This window comes from Aeromicrobium sp. NPDC092404 (assembly GCF_040684095.1).
In the GTDB taxonomy this organism is placed as follows: Bacteria; Actinomycetota; Actinomycetes; order Propionibacteriales; family Nocardioidaceae; genus Aeromicrobium.
This window is the reverse complement of the sequence record NZ_JBFBFI010000001.1, coordinates 1755698-1776237: the sequence shown is the minus strand read 5'-3', so window position 1 is coordinate 1776237 and position 20540 is coordinate 1755698. Positions and strand designations below refer to the sequence as shown.

Annotated in this window: 13 protein-coding genes; 8 read left to right on the top strand and 5 right to left on the bottom strand. The window is 70.1% G+C overall.

Annotated features, from left to right (window positions below; translation table 11 throughout):
• Positions 1 to 200 precede the first annotated feature (200 nt).
• The 3 genes from AB0N22_RS08985 (at position 201) to AB0N22_RS08975 (ending at position 7241) form a co-directional block, all read left to right on the top strand.
• Positions 201 to 3257, top strand: coding sequence for an Ig-like domain repeat protein (locus AB0N22_RS08985; RefSeq protein WP_364638386.1), 3057 nt, complete (start codon positions 201 to 203; stop codon positions 3255 to 3257).
• Positions 3258 to 3338: 81 nt separating this feature from the next.
• Positions 3339 to 6692, top strand: a complete 3354-nt coding sequence (locus AB0N22_RS08980; protein ID WP_364638383.1) for an ExeM/NucH family extracellular endonuclease — start codon at positions 3339 to 3341, stop codon at positions 6690 to 6692.
• Between the two features lie 93 nt (positions 6693 to 6785).
• Positions 6786 to 7241, top strand: coding sequence for an anthrone oxygenase family protein (locus tag AB0N22_RS08975; RefSeq protein ID WP_364638380.1), 456 nt, complete (start codon positions 6786 to 6788; stop codon positions 7239 to 7241).
• Between the two features lie 2 nt (positions 7242 to 7243).
• Here AB0N22_RS08975 and AB0N22_RS08970 read toward each other — a convergent pair whose 3' ends face one another.
• The 4 genes from AB0N22_RS08970 to AB0N22_RS08955 all read right to left on the bottom strand — a co-directional run bounded on the left by AB0N22_RS08970 (position 7244) and on the right by AB0N22_RS08955 (position 11064).
• Complete coding sequence (locus AB0N22_RS08970) at positions 7244 to 7783, bottom strand: hypothetical protein (RefSeq protein ID WP_364638378.1); 540 nt, start codon at positions 7781 to 7783, stop codon at positions 7244 to 7246.
• Between the two features lie 80 nt (positions 7784 to 7863).
• Positions 7864 to 9483 (bottom strand): phospho-sugar mutase, encoded by a 1620-nt coding sequence (locus AB0N22_RS08965; protein WP_364638375.1) that lies wholly within the window; start codon positions 9481 to 9483, stop codon positions 7864 to 7866.
• 10 nt (positions 9484 to 9493) lie between these two features.
• Positions 9494 to 10273, bottom strand: coding sequence for an NAD(P)-dependent oxidoreductase (locus AB0N22_RS08960; protein ID WP_364638372.1), 780 nt, complete (start codon positions 10271 to 10273; stop codon positions 9494 to 9496).
• On the bottom strand, positions 10273 to 11064 hold the full coding sequence (locus AB0N22_RS08955; RefSeq protein ID WP_364638369.1) for a purine-nucleoside phosphorylase: 792 nt from the start codon (positions 11062 to 11064) through the stop codon (positions 10273 to 10275). Before AB0N22_RS08955 ends, AB0N22_RS08960 begins: the two co-directional genes overlap by 1 nt.
• 74 nt (positions 11065 to 11138) lie before the next feature.
• Here AB0N22_RS08955 and AB0N22_RS08950 point away from each other — a divergent pair, with 74 nt between their 5' ends.
• From AB0N22_RS08950 to AB0N22_RS08935, 4 genes are all read left to right on the top strand, one after another.
• Entirely contained in the window at positions 11139 to 12509 is a 1371-nt protein-coding gene (locus AB0N22_RS08950; RefSeq protein WP_364638366.1) for an NAD(P)H-quinone dehydrogenase, read from the top strand.
• 158 nt (positions 12510 to 12667) lie between these two features.
• Positions 12668 to 15295: a SpoIID/LytB domain-containing protein gene (locus AB0N22_RS08945; RefSeq protein ID WP_364638363.1), complete on the top strand. Its 2628-nt coding sequence runs from the start codon at positions 12668 to 12670 to the stop codon at positions 15293 to 15295.
• Between the two features lie 32 nt (positions 15296 to 15327).
• Positions 15328 to 16998 (top strand): peptidoglycan recognition protein, encoded by a 1671-nt coding sequence (locus AB0N22_RS08940; RefSeq protein ID WP_364638360.1) that lies wholly within the window; start codon positions 15328 to 15330, stop codon positions 16996 to 16998.
• 42 nt (positions 16999 to 17040) lie between these two features.
• A complete protein-coding gene (locus AB0N22_RS08935; RefSeq protein ID WP_364638357.1) occupies positions 17041 to 17415 on the top strand; it encodes a hypothetical protein in 375 nt (124 codons plus the stop codon).
• A 21-nt stretch (positions 17416 to 17436) separates the two neighbouring features.
• Here AB0N22_RS08935 and AB0N22_RS08930 read toward each other — a convergent pair whose 3' ends face one another.
• Positions 17437 to 19215, bottom strand: coding sequence for a biotin carboxylase N-terminal domain-containing protein (locus AB0N22_RS08930; RefSeq protein WP_364638354.1), 1779 nt, complete (start codon positions 19213 to 19215; stop codon positions 17437 to 17439).
• Positions 19216 to 19358: 143 nt separating this feature from the next.
• Here AB0N22_RS08930 and AB0N22_RS08925 point away from each other — a divergent pair, with 143 nt between their 5' ends.
• A complete protein-coding gene (locus AB0N22_RS08925; protein WP_364638351.1) occupies positions 19359 to 20525 on the top strand; it encodes an acyl-CoA dehydrogenase family protein in 1167 nt (388 codons plus the stop codon).
• Positions 20526 to 20540 lie beyond the last annotated feature (15 nt).

The window sequence follows — 20540 nt, the reverse complement described above, 5'->3', positions numbered from 1 at the left end:
CGAAACTCCTGAGCGGGCTGCTGCTCCCATACGCCCGAGGTTCATCGTTTTGTCACCTTCAGGCCTTTGGAAACCGGTTGACAGGCCCGTGGTCTCGGGATGTTCTGTAGCCCTCACTTCTTCCTGAGACTTTCTCAGGACCTGCATCGGGGGATGGACCACGTGGTTCCTCGCCGATCCGTTCTCGGAGAGGAACATCTGTGAAAGCCCTGTCCCGTCGCGTCCTCGCGGTGGCCACTGCCACCGTGCTCGGCGTCCCGCTCCTGGCCACCGCACCTGCCCAGGCCGACGACCCCGTCGTCCTGAACCTGATCGGGATCAACGACTTCCACGGCCGCATCGACGCCAACACCGTCAAGTTCGCGGGCACGGTCGAGCAGCTCCGCCAGGACGGCGGCGACGCCAACTCGCTGCTGATCTCGGCCGGCGACAACGTCAGCGCCTCGCTGTTCGCCTCGTCGGTCCAGAAGGACAAGCCGACGATCGACGTGCTGAACGCGCTGCAGCTCGACGCCTCCGCCGCGGGCAACCACGAGTTCGACCAGGGCGCGGACGACCTCACCGGTCGCCTGTCCGAGCTCGCCAACTTCCCGTTCCTGTCGGCCAACACGTTCAAGGCCGACAACAGCCCGCTGCTCGACAAGTACAAGATCTTCACGATCGACGGCGTCGACGTCGCGGTCGTCGGTGCCGTCACCCAGGAGACCCCCTCCCTCGTGAGCCCCGGTGGCATCCAGGGCCTGACGTTCCAGGACCCGACCGACGCGATCAACGACACGGTCGACGAGCTCGAGGCGTTGGCCGACCCGCCGGACGTCATCGTCGCGAGCATCCACGAGGGCGCCGACGGCTCCAAGACCCTGGAGCAGAACGTCGCAGCCTCTCCGGTGTTCAAGAAGATCGTCGAGCAGACGGACCCCGCGGTCGATGCGATCTTCATGGGCCACACCCACCAGGCCTATGCCTATGACGCCCCGATCCCGGGCGCCGGCGGCAAGACCCGCCCGATCCTGCAGACCGGCAACTACGGCACCAACGTCGGCCAGATCAAGCTGACGTTCGACAAGGACTCCGGCGACGTCACGGGGTACACCAAGAAGAACCAGGCCCGCACCACGACGGCCGACGGGGTCCTGGTCGACACCTACCCGCGCGTCGCCGCGGTCAAGCCGATCGTCGACAACGCCATCGCGTTCGCTGCCGAGAAGGGCAACGCCCCGGTCGCCGAGCAGACCGCCGACATCACCCGAGCCGGTGGTCCGGCGGACGACCGCGCCAGCGAGTCGAGCCTCGGCAACCTCGTTGCCGACGCGTTCCTGGCTCAGGTCAAGAAGACCCCGGCCGGTGCCGACATCGGCCTGAACAACTCCGGTGGTCTGCGGGCCGACCTGCTCTACAAGGGCACCACGGGGACCAACCAGGACGGAGTCCTGACCTACGCCGAGGCGCTCTCGGTGCTGACGTTCGCCAACCAGCTGAGCTCGGTGACCGTGACGGGCTCGACGCTCAAGAAGGTGCTCGAGCAGCAGTGGCAGACGACGCTGCCGCCCAACCCCCCACCGACGCGGCCCTACCTGCAGCTCGGCATGTCCAAGAACATGTCCTACACGTTCGACCCGAGCCGTCCCCAGGGCGACCGGATCACCTCGATCACCATCAACGGTGCGCTGGTCAAGCCGAGCGACACCTTCAAGGCCGCACTGCCCACGTTCCTGACGACGGGCGGCGACAACTTCCGCGCCTTCACCGAGGGAACGGCCGTCGACACGGGACTGGTCGACTACCAGGCCTTCGTCGACTACCTCACCGAGTCCAGCCCGGTGTCGCCGAGCCCGCTCAAGCACGCGGTCCAGACGACCGGCGTCAAGAAGCAGTACCGCGTCGGGGGCAACGTGTCGTTCACGCTGTCCAAGCTCGACCTGACCTCGCTCGGCAGCCCGGCCAACACCTCGGTGTCGTCCAAGCTGTTCTACGGTGACGGCAAGAGCGTCAGCCTCGGCTCGAAGTCGGTCACGGGTGGCACCAGCGCCCCGATCGCGTTCACGCTGCCGGCGGGCGAGAGCGGCGCCATGCGCGTCGAGTCGACGGCCTTCCCGAGCGGCTCCAAGGTGGTCGTCCCGCTGGACGTCACGGGCGCGACCGTCACGGGGTCGCCCGCCGAGGGCACGTACGGCGACGACGTCGAGGTCGGCGTCGACGTCACCGGTCCCGAGGAGACGCCGACCGGCACCGTCACGCTCAAGGACGGCGACCAGGTCGTCGGCACCGGCGCCCTGGCGAACGGCAAGGCCACCATCACGGTCGACACCGAGGACATCGGCGCCGGCGTGAACGACCTGACCGTCGCCTACGCGGGCGACAGCAGCTACTCGGCTGCGAACGGCACGGTCAAGGTCACGGTCGCGAAGGCCGGCACGACGGCCTCGGCCGAGGCCCCGGACCCGGTCGCGATCTCGTCCGACGCAGAGATCAAGACCGCGGTCGCGTCCGCCACCGGCACGACGCCGACCGGCACGGTGACGGTCTCCGATGGCGACACCGCGCTCGGCTCGCAGGAGCTCGGCGAGGGCAAGGCGACGGTCACGACCGACGTCTCCGGCCTGAGCATCGGCTCGCACACCCTGACGGTGGCCTACTCCGGCGACGCCAACCACGAGGCCTCGACGTCCACCGTCGTGGTCAAGGTGTTCAAGGGCACGACCGAGCTCGACGTCACCGTCGACCCCTCGCCGTACGGCACCTCGGCGGTCCTCGAGGTCAAGGGCGACCCGGGTGCCTCCGGGCTGGTCCACGTGGGCGAGGGTGACCAGTCCGTCGGTGTCGGGTTCATGCGTGACGGCGTCGCGAAGGTGCTCCTGGACAAGACGCTCGCCGTCGGCACGCACCAGCTCGACGTCTACTACGGCGGCAGCTCGACGTTCGACGCGACGCAGACGACTGCCGAGCTCGAGGTCACCAAGGCCGCGACGACGATCACGATGACCAAGGTCTACCCGACCTCGATCATCAAGAACCGCACGAAGCCGTTCGTCTACGTCAGCGTCAAGGCTGCCGGGGTCACGGTCGACGGCGGAACCGTGACGCTGCGCCAGAGCGGCCGGTCCTACACCGGCACCGTCGTGGGCGGCAAGGTCCGGATCAAGCTCGGCGTGTTCGCCACGTCGGGCACGGGCAAGACGATCCCGATGAGCTACTCCGGCAACGAGAGCTTCCTGCCCTCGAGGTCGAGCTTCACGGTCAAGGTCCTGTCCCGCTAGTCCCGCGCGCCTCCCGGGGACGTTCACGCGTCCCCGGGAGGCGAGCGCCCATCGCCACCACCTCCGAGGGGAAGCACACACATGCACAGCTCCACCATCGCGCGATGGGCGTCCGCCCTGGCCGTCGGCGCGGCAACACTCGTCGCCGTACCTGCATCGGCGTCCGTCGCCGGCGACGGCATCGTGATCAACGAGCTCTACGTCAACGGCGGCAGCGCCAACGCGCCCTACAACGCCAAGTTCGTCGAGCTCTACAACCCCACCGACGAGGCGGTCGACCTCAGCACCTGGTCGCTGCAGTACCGCCCCCCGACCAACAGCGCCGACTTCCCGGCGGCGACCAAGTACGACCTCGAGGGCATCATCCAGCCCGGCAAGACGTTCCTCGTCGGCGGCTCGGGCAACGGCCAGACCGGCGCTGCGCTGCCGACCCCGGACCAGGTCACGACCTTCAGTCCCGGCAACGGTGGCGGCAGCCTCGCGCTGGTCAGCTCGACCGACCTGCTGCCGGCCGCGGTGGTCGGCGACGTCAAGGGCTCGCTGTCCAGCGCCAACGGCGTCGTGGACTTCATCGGCTGGGGCAACGCCAACACCTACGAGACCGCGGCCGCCGCAGCTCCCACGGCGACGAGCGACCCGCGCTCGCTCAACCGCTCGGCGTACGCCGACAGCGACAACAACAGTGCCGACTTCACCCGCTCCACGACCGTCAGCCCGCTGGCGTGCGGTCCGACGTGCGCGTTGCCGACGCCCACCCCGTACGACGGTCCCATCGCGGGCATCCAGGGCACCGACGCCGTGAGCCCCGTACGCCGTGCGGTCGCGACGACCCGCGGCGTCGTCACCGCCGTCTACCGCACGGGCGGCTTCAGCGGTGCCTACATCCAGACGCCCGGCACGGGCGGTGCGATCGACCTGGACCAGCACGACGCCTCCGACGGCCTGTTCGTCTTCGGCTCGAGCTTCGCCAACGGGGTCGACAAGGGTGACTACGTCGAGGTCGTCGGGAAGGTCGTCGAGTTCGGTGGCATGACCGAGCTCAACGCCACGTCGTTCAGCAAGCTGCCCGACGAGCACGAGGCGGTCGTTCCCGCGCAGGTCACGTTCCCGCTCTCGGCGGCCGAGAAGGAGTCGCTCGAGGGGATGCTGCTGGCACCCCAGGGCCAGTTCACGATCACCAACAACTACACGACCAACCAGTACGCCGAGATCGGGCTCGCGCCGGGCGACGAGCCGTTCGACACCCCGACCAACGTCGTGGCGCCGGGCGCCCCGGCCAAGGCCCTCGCGGCCAAGAACGCGGCCGACCTCGTGACGCTGGACGACGGCTCGTCGCTCAACTTCCTCAGCGCCGCCAACCAGTCGGTTGCCCTGCCCTGGCTCACCCCGACCAACGAGGTGCGGGTCGGCCAGCACGTGGCGTTCGACGACCCGGTCGTGCTCGACCACCGCAACAACGCGTGGCGGTTGCAGCCGACGCAGCAGCTGCTCGCGGGCGGCGACGAGCCGGTCGTGTTCGGCCCCTCGACGCGTGCAGCGGCGCCCAAGGACGTCGGCGGTGCCGTCAAGGTCGGCACGTTCAACGTGCTCAACTACTTCACGACGACCGCCGAGGCGTACGACGCCGGTGCGGGCAACGTCTGCACCTACTACACCGATCGCGCCGGCAACAAGATCACGGCGAACGAGTGCGGCAACCCGTCGGCCGGCACCGGCAACGGTCCCCGCGGCGCGGCGAACGCGGTCAACCTCGGCCGTCAGCAGGCCAAGATCGTCAAGGCGATCAACGCGCTCGACGCCGACGTCGTGTCGCTGGAGGAGATCGAGAACTCGCTCAAGTTCGGCATCGACCGCGACACCGCGCTGTCCTCCCTCGTCGACGCGCTCAACGCCGACGCCGGAGAGACCCGGTGGGCATTCGTGGAGTCCCCGGCGCAGCTGCCGGACCTGGCCGGCCAGGACCTGATCCGCACGGCGTTCATCTACCAGCCCGACGTCGTCGACGTGGTCGGTGAGTCGCGGATCCTCGACGTGCCGGCGTTCGACAACGCGCGTGAGCCCCTGGCACAGGCCTTCAAGCTGGCGGACGGCTCGGCGGACTCGACGTTCGCGGTCATCGTCAACCACTTCAAGTCCAAGGGCTCGGGCAGCGGCGTCGACGCCGACACGGGCGACGGCCAGGGTGCGTCGAACCCGGCGCGGGTGGCGCAGGCCAACGCGCTGGTCGACTTCGCCGAGGAGTTCGGGACCGCTGCAGGCACCGACAAGGTGTTCCTGACCGGCGACTTCAACTCGTACAACGAGGAGGACCCGGTCAAGGTCATCGAGGACGCCGGCTACGTCAACGTCCCCGCCGAGCTGACCGACAAGGAGACCTACCAGTTCGACGGTGCGGTCGGGTCGCTCGACCACGTGTTCGCCTCTCCCGAGGCGTTCGCCAACGTGACCGGTGCCGACATCTGGAACATCAACTCCTACGAGTCCTTGGCCCGGGAGTACAGCCGGCACAACTACAACGTGACGGACTTCTACCAGGTCAACCCCTACCGGGCCAGCGACCACGACCCGGAGATCGTCGGGTTCGATCCCGGCCCGGTGGCCACGACGGTCACGGCCGACGCGCCCCACAGCGTCCGGGCCGGTGCCGACATCGAGGTGGCCGTGGCCGTGACGTCGTCCAACGAGACGCCCGCCACCGGCGCCGTGACGGTGTCCGAGGGTGGCACCGAGCTCGACGAGGCGGCGCTCGAGGACGGCCGGGCGACGCTCGACGCCGGCGCGCTCGGCCTCGGCACGCACGTCCTGAAGATTGCTTACGCCGGCGACCGCAACCACCAGCCGTCGACGACGACGGTGACGGTGACGGTGCTCCGCAGCGACGCGGACATCAGCGCAACCGTGGACCCGTCGACGTACGGGACCTCGGCGGTCGTCACGGTGACGGGCGGACCGCAGGCATCGGGCCTCGTGTTCGTCGGCAACGGCGACACCGTGATCGGCAGCGGCATGATGACCGGGGGGAGCGCCACCATCTCGCTCGACACGTCGCTCCCACCGGGTGACTACGAGCTCGACGTCTACTACGCGGGCGACCAGTCGTACGAGCCGGCGCAGACGACGGCCGACCTGACCGTCGGCAAGGCGGCCACCACGACGAAGCGGATCGGCACGATCGCCCGCGTCGTCAAGGGCAAGACGTGGGCCAAGGTCCCGTTCGTGGTGTCCAGCACGGCCTACACGCCGAGCGGCGGGACCGTGAAGGTCTATCAGGGCACCAAGCTGCTGGGCACCGGGACCGTGTCGAACGGCAAGGTCACGGTCTCGTTGGCGAGGTTCGCCACCGCCGGCCGCAAGACCTTGGTGGCGAAGTACTCCGGTGACGCCTTCGGTGGCACGTCGTCGGTCACCTTCACGTTGGTCGTCGCCAGCAAGTAGGAACCGCCCGGCTCTCGCGCGCCCGCGCCGTCTCATCCAGGTGAGCGGCGCGGGCGCCTGCCTTGGCACGCCCGCGTGGTGTGGGATGAGTCCATGACCGCCACACTGCTCGCCGCCGGCACGGTCCTGATGGGCCTGTCGGCCGGACTCTTCGCGACCTTCTCGTACGTCGTCATGCCCGGGCTGCGTCGCGCCCCGGACGCCGCGTTCGTCGACACGATGCGCGGCATCAACGTCGCCATCCTCAACCCGGTGTTCGCGCTGACGTACGGCGGCAGCTTCCTCGTGACGGTGGTCGCGCTGGTGCTCGGCTGGGACGAGGCATCACGACCGTGGGTCGTCGCGGGGTTGGCGCTCCATGCCGTCGGCGCGTACGTCATCACCTTCGCGGTCAACGTGCCGATGAACGACGCCCTCGAGGCCGGCACGGACGACGCGGCAACGCTGCGAACGGCGTTCGAGGGCCGGTGGACCAGGTGGAACCATGCCAGGTCGGTGCTCATCACGGCCGGGTTCGCGTGCCTGGTCGTCGCTCTGCTGCAGACGTGACCTCAGGCCGTCGGGGTGGGCTTGCGATGGCGCTTGATGGCGACCACGAGCACGATCACGAAGGCTGCGATGCCGCTTGCCAGGCCGAGGAGGCCTCCGGCGACGGCCGGCAGGACGTACCGCCCGATGCGGGGGTTGTCGGCATAGCCGTATGCCTGCGCGCCACCGTCGCACTCCACGAGGTGGACGGAGCCGGGTGCGCCCTTGACGATCCCCACCCGTTTCCACGTGGTGCCGTCGTCGGTGATGGTGACCTTCGACGCCGTGCCGGAGCTGATCGACGACTCCTGCGTCTGTGTGTCGGTGGCGGTGCAGCTCGCCGGGGCGTCCTGGGGTGCGAACCAGATCGCGACGTCGCGCTCACTGATCGTGACGGTCGTGGACCTGTCGTCCTCGAACGGTGTCACCGAGTAGCCGGCGATGGCCCGCGCGATCCACACGACGAGCACGACGACGGTGGCGGCGGCCACGACAGCCAGGACGGCCGCCACGGCGTACCAGCCCCTGCCGGGTCGCTTCGCCGGTGCGGCAGGTGTCGTCATGCGGGTGAGCCTAGCGGCGGGGTGCGGTCGCTGGCGGTGGATTCCGGCTGGTCGGACGTCATCCGGTGACGGCCGCCCCCTCAGATGCCCAGTGCCTCCGCCAGGTCGGCCTTGATGTCGGCGATCGTCTCGTCGGCGGCAGACCGGGACGCCTCGATCGAGTCGGTGACCGGCACCACGACCTCGATGTAGCACTTGAGCTTGGGCTCGGTGCCCGACGGACGGGCGATGATGCGGGCGTCGCCCTCGAGACCGAGCCGGACGCCGTCCGTGGGCGGAAGGCCGTGATAGCCGTCCGCGAGGTCGTCGACCGACGTCACGTCCAGCCCACCCAACGACGTCGGGGGAGAGGTCCGCAGCGTCTGCATCGCGCGGGAGATGATCGACAGGTCCTCGACCCGCACGGACAGCTGGGCCGTGGCGTGCAGCCCGTGCTCGCGGTAGATCTCGTCGAGCCGGTCGATCAAGGTGCGTCCCTCGGCCTTGAGCGTCGCGGCGAGCTCCAGCACCGTGATGATCGCCGAGACGCCGTCCTTGTCGCGAGCGATGTCCGGCGCGACGCTGTAGCCGAGAGCCTCCTCGTAGCCGAACACGAGTGTCGGGATCTTGCCGAGCCACTTGAACCCGGTCAGCGTCTGCTCCCACGGCTGCCCATGCGCCGCGGCCTGGCGACCGAGCAGGTCGGACGAGACGATCGATGCCGCGTACGTGCCCTGCACGCCCTTGCGCAGCAGGAAGTCGCCGAGCAGCGCGCCGACCTGGTCGCCCGTCAGCATCCGGTACGCCTCGCCGTCCCGGACGCCCACGGCGCAGCGGTCGGCGTCGGGGTCGTTGGCCACGATGATGTCGGCGCCGACCTCCGACGACAGCTTCAGCGCGAGGTCCATCGCGCCAGGCTCCTCGGGGTTGGGGAAGGCCACGGTCGGGAAGTCGGGGTCGGGCTCGGCCTGGTCGCGCACGACGTGCAGCGGCGGGAAGCCGGCCCGGTCGACCGCGTCGACCAGCGTGTCCCGGCCGACCCCGTGCATCGGGGTGTAGACCGCGACGATGTCGCGCGGCCCGTCCGACGGCAACGCCACGACCGCCCGGACGTACGCCTCGGCGACCTCCGGGCCCAGCAGCTCGTACGCATCACTGCGCGGCATCTCGTCGACCCGGCCGACGCTGTCGATCGCTGCCGAGATGTCGGCGTCGGCGGGAGGCACGATCTGGCTCGAGTCCTCGAGGTAGACCTTGTAGCCGTTGTCCTGCGGTGGGTTGTGCGACGCGGTGACCATGACGCCGGCGCTGCAGCCGAGGTGCCGGATCGCGAAGGCCAGGACCGGCGTCGGCAGGTGCGTCGGCAGGAGGAACGCGTGCACGCCGGCGCCCTCCATGATCTCGGCGGTGTCGCGGGCGAAGACGTCGGAGTTGTGCCGGGCGTCGTACCCGACGACGACCGACGGCGAGGAGCCGTGCTCGAGCAGGTACGCGGCCAGGCCGGCCGCGGCCTGCGCGACGATGACCCGGTTCATCCGGTTGGGCCCGGCGCCGAGTGCGCCGCGCAGGCCGGCCGTGCCGAACTGCAGCCGCTCGCGGAACCGGTCCTCCAGCTCGGCGGTGTCGCCGGCGTCGATGAGGGTCCGCAGCTCGGCACGGGTCGCCTCGTCGGGGTCCTGGTCCAGCCACTCCTCGGCGCGGGCGAGCAGGTCGTCGGTCATGGTCTTCCCTTCAGAAGGCGGGTGGTAGCTCGAGCTGGGTGACGAGGGGGCCGCCGACGTAGGCGTTCTCGGCCGCGTCACCCGCAGCGGGTGTCACGACGTCCGCATACGCCTCGGCGTCGTCCTGCGGGTCGTACCCCAAAGCGCGGCCCGGACCCAGGTCCCACCACGATCGGGTGTTGGCGGAGATCCCGTACAGCACGTGGAAGCCCGGCACGGTGGTCCGGACGGCGGCGTCGGTCATGCGCACGGCGTCGCCGGGGGACAGCCACGTCGACAGCTCGCGGACGCTGGTCGGCTGCTCGTGGAAGGAGCCGATACGCATGGCGACAGCATCGATCCCGCGGCGATCGGCGTACAGGCTCAGCAGCGCCTCGGCCGAGGCCTTGGCGACGCCGTAGTGGGTGTCCGGCCGCGGTCTCGCCGCGACGGTCAGCACCTCCCCGCTCGGCGTGTGCCCGACGGCGTGGTTGCTGCTCGCGTACGCCATCCGGGTGACGCCGTGGGCGAGCATCGCCTCCAGGAGCCGGCCGGTGGTGTGGACGTGGGACTCCAGGCTCTCGGGCAGGGATGCCTCGTCGGGGTTGCCGGCCAGGTGGACGACGGCGTCCACCCCGGCCACGGCCTCGAAGGCGACGGCAGGGTCCAGGCAGTCGCCGGTGACCCAGCCGAGGGCCGGTTCGGGCCCGTCGACCAGGTCCAGCGCGCGGATCTCGTGCCCGAGCGAAGGCAGTCCTCGAAGGAGGGTGCTGCCGATCGAGCCGGCGGCACCCGTCACGAGGACCCGCATCAGATCCTCGGCAGCACGTCGCCGAGCAGGCGGCCCATCCGCGTCGCCGCGGCCTTGCCGGCCTCGAGAACCTCTTCGTGGTTGAGCGGCTCGCCGGTCATCCCGGCCGCCGCGTTGGTGACCAGCGAGATGCCGAGGATCTCCATCCCCGCAGCCCGGGCAGCGATGGCCTCGAGCGTCGTCGACATGCCGACCAGGTCGCCGCCGATCGCGCGGACCATCCCGATCTCCGCGGGCGTCTCGTAGTGAGGGCCGGGCAGCTGGACGTACACGCCCTCGTCGAGGCTCGGGTCCGCCTCCTTGCACAACGCCCGGAGCCGGGACGAGTACAGGTCGGTGAGGTCGACGAAGGTCGCGCCCTCGAGGGGCGACGTCGCGGTCATGTTGATGTGGTCGCTGATCAGCACCGGCGTGCCCGGCGCCCAGTCGGGGTTGAGGCCGCCGCAGCCGTTCGTGAGCACGAGGGTCTTGACGCCGGCGGCGGCTGCCGTGCGTACGCCGTGGACCACCGCGGCGACGCCCTTGCCCTCGTAGAAGTGGGTGCGGCCCAGGAAGATCAGCAGACGGCGGTCACCGAGCCTCACCGAACGCACCGTGCCACCGTGCCCGGCGACCGCAGGAGCGCTGAACCCGGGCAGCTCGGCGAGGGGGACCTCGTGGTCTGCCGCGCCGAGCGCGTCGGCGGCCGGGAGCCAGCCGGAGCCCATCACGAGGGCGATGTCGTGGTCGACCCCTCCGGTACGTTCGCGCAGTGCGTCGGCGGCCTGCTGAGCCAGTTCCTGAGTAGTCACCTGCCGTACATTACGACAGTCGTGCGGCCGCCGACCGGTGGCGACGCGCTCGTCGGGAATGGGAGACTGGTCCGGTGACCCATGTGACGATCGTCGGCGGCGGACCGGGTGGATACGAAGCGGCCCTGGTGGCCTCGCGGCTCGGTGCGGAGGTCACGCTCGTCGAGCGCGACGGCCTCGGTGGCTCGACGGTCCTGACCGACTGCGTGCCCAGCAAGACGCTGATCGCGACCTCTGACCTGCTGACCGAGGTCGGCACCTCCGCCGAGCTCGGCGTACAGGTCCCCAAGGCCGTCCGCGCCGACCTCGCGGCGGTCAACGCCCGCGTCCTGGGCCTCGCGCAGGCGCAGTCCGACGACATCGCGGAGCGCCTCGCGGCGAGCAGCATCACGATGATCGACGGCACCGCGACGATCGAGAGCGCCGGTGCCGTCGTCGCCAGCACCGCGGACGGCGACGTGCGGGTCGAGACCGACGCGATCCTGCTCGCCACGGGCGCCCACCCGAGGGTCAGCGCGGATGCGCAGCCCGACGGCGAGCGCATCCTGACGTGGGAGCAGGTCTACAACCTGCAGGAGCTGCCCGAGCACATGATCGTCGTCGGCTCCGGCGTCACGGGTGCGGAGTTCGCCAGTGCCTACAACGGGTTGGGCGCCGCGGTGACCCTCGTGTCGAGCCGCGACCGGGTGCTGCCCGGCGAGGACATCGACGCCGCCAACGTCATCGAGGCGGTCTTCACCAGGCGGGGCATGACGGTCATGGGCAACTCGCGCATGGCGTCCGTCGAGCGCACGGGTGACGGTGTCCGGGTGACCCTGACCGACGGACGCACGGTCGACGGCTCGCACTGCCTGTTGGCGATCGGCTCGATCCCCAACACCGAGGGACTGGGCCTCGACGCCGTCGGGGTCGAGCTCAGCGACCAGGGCTTCATCGAGGTCGACCGGGTCTCGCGCACCAACGTCCGCGGCATCTACGCGGCCGGCGACGTCACCGGCGTCCTGATGCTGGCCTCGGTCGCCGCCCAGCAGGGCCGGATCGCGATGTCCCACCTGCTCGGCGACGCGGTCCACCCGCTCGACCTCGGCAAGGTCGCGAGCAACGTGTTCACGTCACCGGAGATCGCCACGGTCGGGCTGTCGCAGCAGCAGGTCGACGAGTCGGACCTGCAGATCGACGTGGCGATGCTGCCGCTGGCCTCCAACGCCCGCGCCAAGATGCAGGGCGTGCACGACGGCTTCGTCAAGATCTTCGCCCGACGGGGGATGGGCGTCGTCGTCGGCGGCGTCGTCGTCGCCCCGCGCGCCAGCGAGCTGATCCATGCGCTGTCACTGGCGGTGTCCGCCTCGCTGACGGTCGACCAGGTTGCCGACGCCTTCACGGTCTATCCGTCGCTGTCGGGGTCGGTCGCCGAAGCCGCGCGGCGCCTGCACCGCCTCGGCTGAGGTCGCGCGCGGCCCCTGCAACCGCAGGAATGACACGGTTGTAGTTCGGCCGATCGCCGATTTCCGCTGGAACTTCGGGCAAAAATGTGAGCATAATCGGTCGGATCACCTCATCTGTCACATGAGTCACACCCGTTACACAGGATCGGACTTCCCCCATGCTTTCCTGGCGTACGGCTCGGCGTCTTCCGGGCCTCACCGTTGCGGCGCTGCTGGTAGCGGGCGCGCTCGCGCCGTCAGCCGTGCAGGCTGCCGGCACCGACGTCACTGGCGGGACGCCGGGTCGCGCGGCGGCACCCACGCCCCCTCCGGTCAAGGTGGTCAAGCACGAGATCCCGGCCCAGGCGGCGCCCGAGGCGGGCAAGCCGCTCGCCGAGCACGAGCCCGGTGAGCCCGAGCACTCGCACGCCGATCACGTCGTCGCCCGGCTGACGGATCGCCGGCTCAAGCCGTTCGCGATGCTCGGCGTGACCTGGAAGGGCGGGCTCGAGTCCGAGGACACCGTCGTCGAGGCACGCTGGCGCAGTGACGGCCGATGGTCGGCGTGGACCGAGCTGCACATCGAGCTGGCCCCGGAAGAGGGCGGGCTGCCGGGGACCGAGCCGCAGTGGGTCGAATCCGCCGACGGCGCCGAGGTGCGCGTCCTCTCGGCGCGGGACGCCCGGCCGACCGGGCTCTCGCTGACGACTGTTGAGGCGAGCGAGCCGGACGAGTCGGCGGCCGCTGCCGGCACCGTGGTGGCACCCGCAGTGACCGTGAGCAAGCCGGCCATCATCCTGCGGTCGACGTGGGGCGCCGACAGCTCGAGCTCGTGCAGCAGCCCGATCTACGGAAGTACGACGCGGGGCGCGGTGATCCACCACACCGCGGGCAGCAACACGTACACCAAGGCGCAGTCGGCAGGCATCGTGCGGGCGACGCAGGCGTATCACATGAAGGGCCGGGACTGGTGCGACATCGGCTACAACTTCCTGGTCGACAAGTACGGACAGATCTTCGAGGGCCGGGCGGGCGGCATCACCAAGCCGGTCCGCGCCGCGCACTCCGGCAACGACAAGGTCAACCAGGAGACGATGGGCGTCTCGCTGATGGGCACCTTCACGAGCACCGAGCCCTCGGCGGAGATGAAGACCGCCGTCGTCAACCTCGTCTCGTGGCGGTTCGCGCAGTACAACCTGCCCGCCAAGGGCACGTACTCCCTCGGCGGGAAGACGCTCAACCGCATCGCCGGCCACCGCAACGTCGTGAGCACCGCGTGTCCCGGAGCCATGGCGTACGCCTGGCTGTCGGCGAGCGGCGGGCTGCGGGACCGGGTCGCCGGTCGCCTCGCCGGGACCTCGACGGCCATCACCGCGCAGGTCGGCGGCCGCGCGGTCAGCAACGTCACGGCGACGGGATTCGACCTGACGTGGAGCTCCTACCCGGGTGCGACGCGCTACCAGGTGCACGTGTCCACGTCGTCGAGCCGACCCACCACGTGCGGCACGTCCTGCAAGACGGTCACGGCGCCGACATCGGGCTCGCCGCGCCTCGCGGTCCGCGACCTGACGGCCGGGAAGACCTACTACGCCTGGGTCCGCGCCATCAGCTCGGCCGGCAAGGCGATCACGGTCTGGCAGACCACCCCCAAGACCGTCAAGCTCGCGACGGCGCCCACGGGTGACACCGTCACGGTGCCGAGCTCCCGGACGATCCCGGTCACCGGCCACGGCTACGGACACGGGATCGGGATGAGCCAGCACGGTGCGCAGGGCGCGGCCAAGCAGGGCGTCACCTACAGCAAGATCCTGTCGCACTACTACCCCGGCACGGCGCTGGGGACCAAGGCCGGCTCCATCAGGGTGCTGATCTCCCAGGACACCTCCGACTCCGTCGTCGTCGCCGGGCGGACCGGGCTCACGTTCCGCAACGTCGCGGCCAACACGAAGGTCGCCCTGCCCACCACGGCGGGCGGCAAGACCATCACGCGCTGGCAGATCGTGCAGCTCGGCAGCAACAAGACCCGCTCGACGCTGCAGTACCGGACCGACGGCGGCTACCTCACGTTCCGCAACATGGTCTGGGTGGGCGACGGCCAGTTCGAGGGTCCCTCGACGGCCTCGACGATCTCCTTGATCCTGCCCGACGGCTCGGCGGCGAAGTACCGCGGAGCGCTCCGCTCGGCGGTGCCCTATGCGGGCTCGTGGAAGCGGGACACCGTCGACGTCGTGTCGATCGAGAGCTACGTGCGGGGTGTCATCGCCGCCGAGATGCCGTCGAGCTGGATGCCGGAGGCGCTCAAGGCCCAAGCCGTGGCCGCACGCACGTACGGCGTCCGCAGCATCACGTCGTCGCGCTACTACGACATCTGCAGCACCACCTCGTGCCAGGTCTACCGCGGTGCGAGCAGCGAGACCACCGCCACCAACGCGGCCGTGAGCGGGACGGCCGGCCGGATCCTCACGTACGAGGGCAAGCCGGCGTTCACGCAGTTCTCGTCGTCGTCCGGTGGCTACACCGCGCCGGGCAGCCAGCCGTACCTCAAGGCCGTCATCGACACGTGGGACGACTTCTCGGGCAACCCTCATCACACGTGGACGGCGAGCGTCACCGCCTCGAGGATCGAGAAGGCATACCCGGCGATCGGCACGCTCAAGCAGCTGAAGGTGCTCACCCGGAACGGCCACGGCAGCTGGGGCGGACGGGTCAGCACGATCAGCCTCGTCGGGTCGACCAAGACCGTCACGATCACGGGCAACCAGGCGCGAACGGCGTTCGGGCTCAAGTCGTCCTGGTTCAGGTTTTAGCGCCGACACCTTCGCGGGTTATCGTCGAGCGCATGCGTCCGTTCATCTCGGGATCGATCGCAGCGCTCGTGCTGTCCGCCCTGATCTCCGCCCCTTCCCACGCCGAGTCCTCGGCTGACCTCGCGACGACCCCGGCCGCCGCGGCGGAGCCGGTCGACGTCGGCACGACCACGGTGCCCGCCGTCAGCGACGCGGTCGCCGAGGCTGCCGAGAGGGCCGACGACGACGCGGCGGACCTCGTGGCCCAGCTGCCGGCGAGGCGGACGGGTGACTTCGGGCTCGTGGGCGTGACGTGGGAGCGCGGGTTCGAGGCCAAGGGCATGACCGTCCAGGTCCGGTTGCGCACTGACGGCTCGTGGTCGGACTGGGAGGAGCTGCACGTCGAGAGCGACGAGGGCGAGGGCGGCCGTGACGGCACCGAGCCCCTGTGGGCCGGCTCCGCCGACGGGGTCGCCGTACGCGTGACGAGCCCTACGGGCGAGCGACCCAAGGGGCTTTCCGTCGCCACGATCGATCCGGGCACGACCGCGTCGAGCGCGTCGACCGTCGGAGCCGACTCGGGCGTCAGCACCGCGTTCCACTCCGCCGCCGGCGACGGCGCCGTCACGCAGGTCGCCGACGGCTCGCCGGCGTACACCGGGAAGCCGTCGATCATCTCGCGCTCGGGCTGGGGCGCGCGGAAGAACACCTACTGCGACTCGCCGCGCGCCGGCAACGAGACCCGCGGCATCGTGGTGCACCACACGGCCGGCACCAACTCCTACTCCAAGTCGCAGTCACCCGGGATCGTCCGGGCCGTGCAGGCGTATCACATGAAGGGCCGTGACTGGTGCGACATCGGATACAACTTCCTGGTCGACAAGTACGGCCAGATCTTCGAGGGCCGCAACGGCGGGACGAGCGTCCCGGTGCGCGGTGCCCACGCCGGCGTGAAGTCGGTCAACACCTACACGATGGGTGTCTCGATGATGGGCACGTTCTCGTCGTCGGAGCCCAGCTCGGCGACCAAGTCCGCGATGGTCAGGCTCATCGGGTGGCGCCTCGGCACGACGTTCCACCCGGCGACCGGGACCTACAAGATCGGTGACCGCGCCTTCCACCGCATCGCCGGCCACCGCAACGTCGTGAGCACGGCCTGCCCGGGTGCCGCGGCCTACGCCTGGCTGTCCAAGAGCGGCGGGCTGCGCGACCGGGTGTCGGCGTACGTGTCGGGCTACACCAGCTCGATCAAGACCCGGGCGACGTTCCTCGGCTCCGCCACGACCGGCCCGGTGTTCATCGGCGAGACGATCTTCACCGGCGGGCGCAAGGCGCGGCTGCAGAAGCTCGACCTCTACGCGTCGACGGCCGGCACGTTCTCGGTCGCCAACTACTTCCGCACCGGCTACAACGCGTTGAAGGCGCAGTCGGGCATCCTCGGCATGCCGGCGTCGGAGGCCGAGTCGACTGCCGTCGCCGGCGTGCAGGTGCAGCGGTTCGCCCGCGGCAGCATCCACCGCGTCTTCCGCAACGGTCGCTACGCCTCGTACGCCGTGTGGCAGGGCATCGACGCGAAGTACCGTGAGCTCGGCGAGGCCGCCGGCGAGCTGGGCCGACCGACGAAGACCGAGGCGTCGATCTCCGGCGGCCGCTTCAGGGCGTACTTCGAGCACGGCTACATCACCCGCTCGTCGACCGGCGTCATCACGGTGACGATGACCTGAGGCTGTCACGGGGCTGACGGCGTGTCTGGGATACTCGACCGCATGACCGCTCTCCTCAAGTCGGTGGCGATCTCGGCTGCCGCCAACGCCGCGGCGTTGGCACTGGCGGCCTGGATCTTCGACCGGTTCACGATCGAGCTCTGGTGGTTCGTCCTCGCGGTCGTGCTGTTCACGGCGCTGACCGTCGTGCTGCGCGGCGTCGTGGTCAGCACCGTCAACCGCTTCGCCCGCGGCTACACGATCGCCGGCGGGCTGGCGCTGACCTGGCTGGGTCTGCTGCTGACCGACCTGGTGTTCCCGGCGAGCGGGTTCGGCATCGAGGGAGTCGGCACGTGGATCGGCGTCATCCTCATCGTCTGGGCAGCCGGCATCGCCTTCGGCGAGGTCGACTCCGCCCCGCCGCCCAAGCGGGCCTGAGCCGGCCCGCCTCGGCGGGTCCTACTCGCCCGCGGCGTCCTTGATCTCGGCGATGACCTCGCCGGACGTCACCGTGGCACCGACCTCGATGGCCAGGCCGGTCACCACGCCGTCCTTGTGCGCGTTGATCGGCTGCTCCATCTTCATGGCCTCGACGACGACGATCTGGTCACCCGCGGCGACGGTCTGACCCTCCTCGACGGTGACCTTGACGACGGTGCCCTGCATCGGCGCGGTGAGCGAGTCGCCGCCCGCCGCTGCGCCGGCAGCCTTGCCGCCCTTGCGCTTGGGCTTCTTGGCACCGCCGGCGGCGGGTGCGGCCGATGCGCCGAGGCCGCCGGGCAGCACGACCTCGACGCGCTTGCCGCCCACCTCGACCGTCACGCGCTCGCGCTCGGTGGGCTCGTCCGCGTCGGCGCTGTCGCCGGCGTACGGCTCGAGCTGGTTGTCGTAGTCGGTCTCGATCCACGTCGTGTAGACGTCGAAGCTGCCGTCAGCCGCGGTGAACGCAGGATCGTCGATCACGGAGCGGTGGAACGGGATCACGGTCGGCATGCCGTCCACGACGAACTCGTCGAGCGCGCGGCGCGACCGCTCCAGCGCCTGCTCGCGGGTGGTGCCGGACACGATGAGCTTGGCGACCAGGGAGTCGAACGAGCCGGGGATCGTCTCGCCCTCCTCGTAGCCGCCGTCAAGGCGTACGCCGGGCCCCGACGGGGGCGCCCACTTGGTCAGGGTGCCGGGGGCGGGCAGGAAGCCGCGGCCGCCGTCCTCGGCGTTGATGCGGTACTCGATCGAGTGGCCGCGGATCTCGGGATCGTCGTAGCCGAGCTCCTCGCCGGCGGCGATGCGGAACATCTCGCGGACGAGGTCGAGGCCCGTGACCTCCTCGGAGACCGGGTGCTCCACCTGCAGGCGGGTGTTGACCTCGAGGAAGCTGATGGTGCCGTCGCGGGCCACGAGGAACTCGCACGTCCCGGCGCCGACGTAGCCGGCCTCTCGCAGGATCGCCTTGGACGAGGCGTAGAGGCGCTCGACCTGGTCGTCGGTGAGGAACGGTGCGGGCGCCTCCTCGACGAGCTTTTGGTGGCGACGCTGCAGCGAGCAGTCGCGGGTCGAGACCACGACGACGTTGCCGTGCGAGTCGGCCAGGCACTGGGTCTCGACGTGGCGCGGCTTGTCGAGGAACTTCTCGACGAGGCAATCGCCTCGTCCGAACGCGCTGACGGCCTCGCGCACGGCTGACTCGAAGAGCTCGGGGATCTCCTCGATCGTGCGGGCGACCTTGAGGCCGCGGCCGCCGCCGCCGAAGACCGCCTTGATCGCGACCGGCAGGCCGTTGGCCTTGGCGAACTCGACGACCTCGTCAGCGTCCTTGACCGCGTCCTTGGTGCCGGGTGCGAGCGGTGCATTGGCCTTTTGGGCGATCTGCTTGGCCTTGGCCTTGTCGCCGAGGCTCTCGATCGCCGCGGGCGGCGGGCCGATCCAGATGAGCCCGGCGTCGATGACAGCCTGGGCGAAGTCGGCGTTCTCGGCGAGGAAGCCGTAGCCGGGGTGCACGCTGTCCGCGCCGGAGCGCTCGGCAACGGCGATGATCTTCTCGATCGACAGGTAGGAGTCGCCGGGCGTCGACCCCTCGAGCGAGTAGGCCTCGTCGGCCAGGCGGACGAACACCGCGTCACGATCGGGCTCTGCGTAGACCGCGACGCTGCCGATGCCGGCGTCCTTGCACGCGCGGATCACGCGCACGGCGATCTCTCCGCGGTTGGCGATCAGGACCTTGGCCAAAGGCTTGCTCACTGAATGTTCTCCTCGATCCGACACGGTTGCCTGCCGCAGTCTAGGGCGTTCGCCCGCCATCGGCGCTATGAGGTTGGTTACGCCGGACGCTGCTCGTCGGTGCCATCTGGTTAACGTTGGTTAACGGTTGTTAACATGCTGCCATGACCTTCGCCCTCTCCCGTGAGCACGAAACGTTCCGCCGCAGCGTCCGCGAGTTCGCCGAGGCCGAGGTCGCACCTCACGTCGCGAAGTGGGACAAGGACCATCACTTCCCGGTGGATCTGGTCAAGCAGATGGGCGACCTCGGGCTCTTCGGCCTCACGGCCCCCGAGGAGTTCGGTGGGGCCGACGGCGACTTCACCAGCCTCTGCGTCGCGATCGAGGAGCTGGGGCGGGTCGACCAGTCCATCGGGATCACGCTCGAGGCGGCGGTGGGCCTTGGCATCAATCCCATCCTGACCTTCGGCACGCAGGAGCAGAAGGAGCGCTGGCTGCCTGACCTCGTCGGCGGCCAGACGCTCGCGGGCTTCGGGCTGACCGAGCCCGGTGCCGGCTCCGACGCCAGCGCGACCAAGACCAAGGCCGAGCTCGACGGCGACGAGTGGGTCGTCAACGGCGCGAAGCAGTTCATCACCAACTCGGGCAGCGAGATCACCTCGCTCGTGACCGTCACGGCGCGCACCGGCACGCGCGAGAACGGGACGCCGGAGCTCTCCACGATCATCCTGCCCTCCGGCACGCCGGGCTTCATCGTCGAGCCGGCGTACGACAAGCTCGGCTGGCACATCTCCGACACTCACCCGCTGTCCTTCGTCGACGCCCGCGTGCCCGCCGACCACCTGCTCGGCGCCCGGGGGCGCGGCTACGCCCAGTTCCTGGCAACGCTCGACGACGGCCGGGTCGCGATCGCCGCCCTCGCGGTGGGCTGCATCCAGGCGTGCCTCGACCTCTGCGTGCAGTACGCCGGCGAGCGCACGACGTTCGGCGTGCCCATCGGCACGAAGCAGGGCGTCGCCTTCCAGATCTCCGACCTCGCCGTCATGGCCCAGGCGGGCCGCGCCCTGACCTATCAGGCAGCCGCGCTCAAGGACGCGGGCGCACCGGCCAAGGAGTTCAAGCAGGCCGCCGCCATCGCCAAGCTCTACACGTCCGAGTCCGCGGTGACGGCCACCCGCATTGCGACGCAGGTCTTCGGTGGCTATGGCTTCATGGAGGAGTATCCCGTCGCCCGGTTCTACCGCGACGCCAAGATCCTCGAGATCGGTGAGGGCACGTCCGAGGTGCAGCGCATGCTCATCGCGCGGGGACTCGGCCTGCCGGTCGAGTGACGAGCGCCTAGGCTC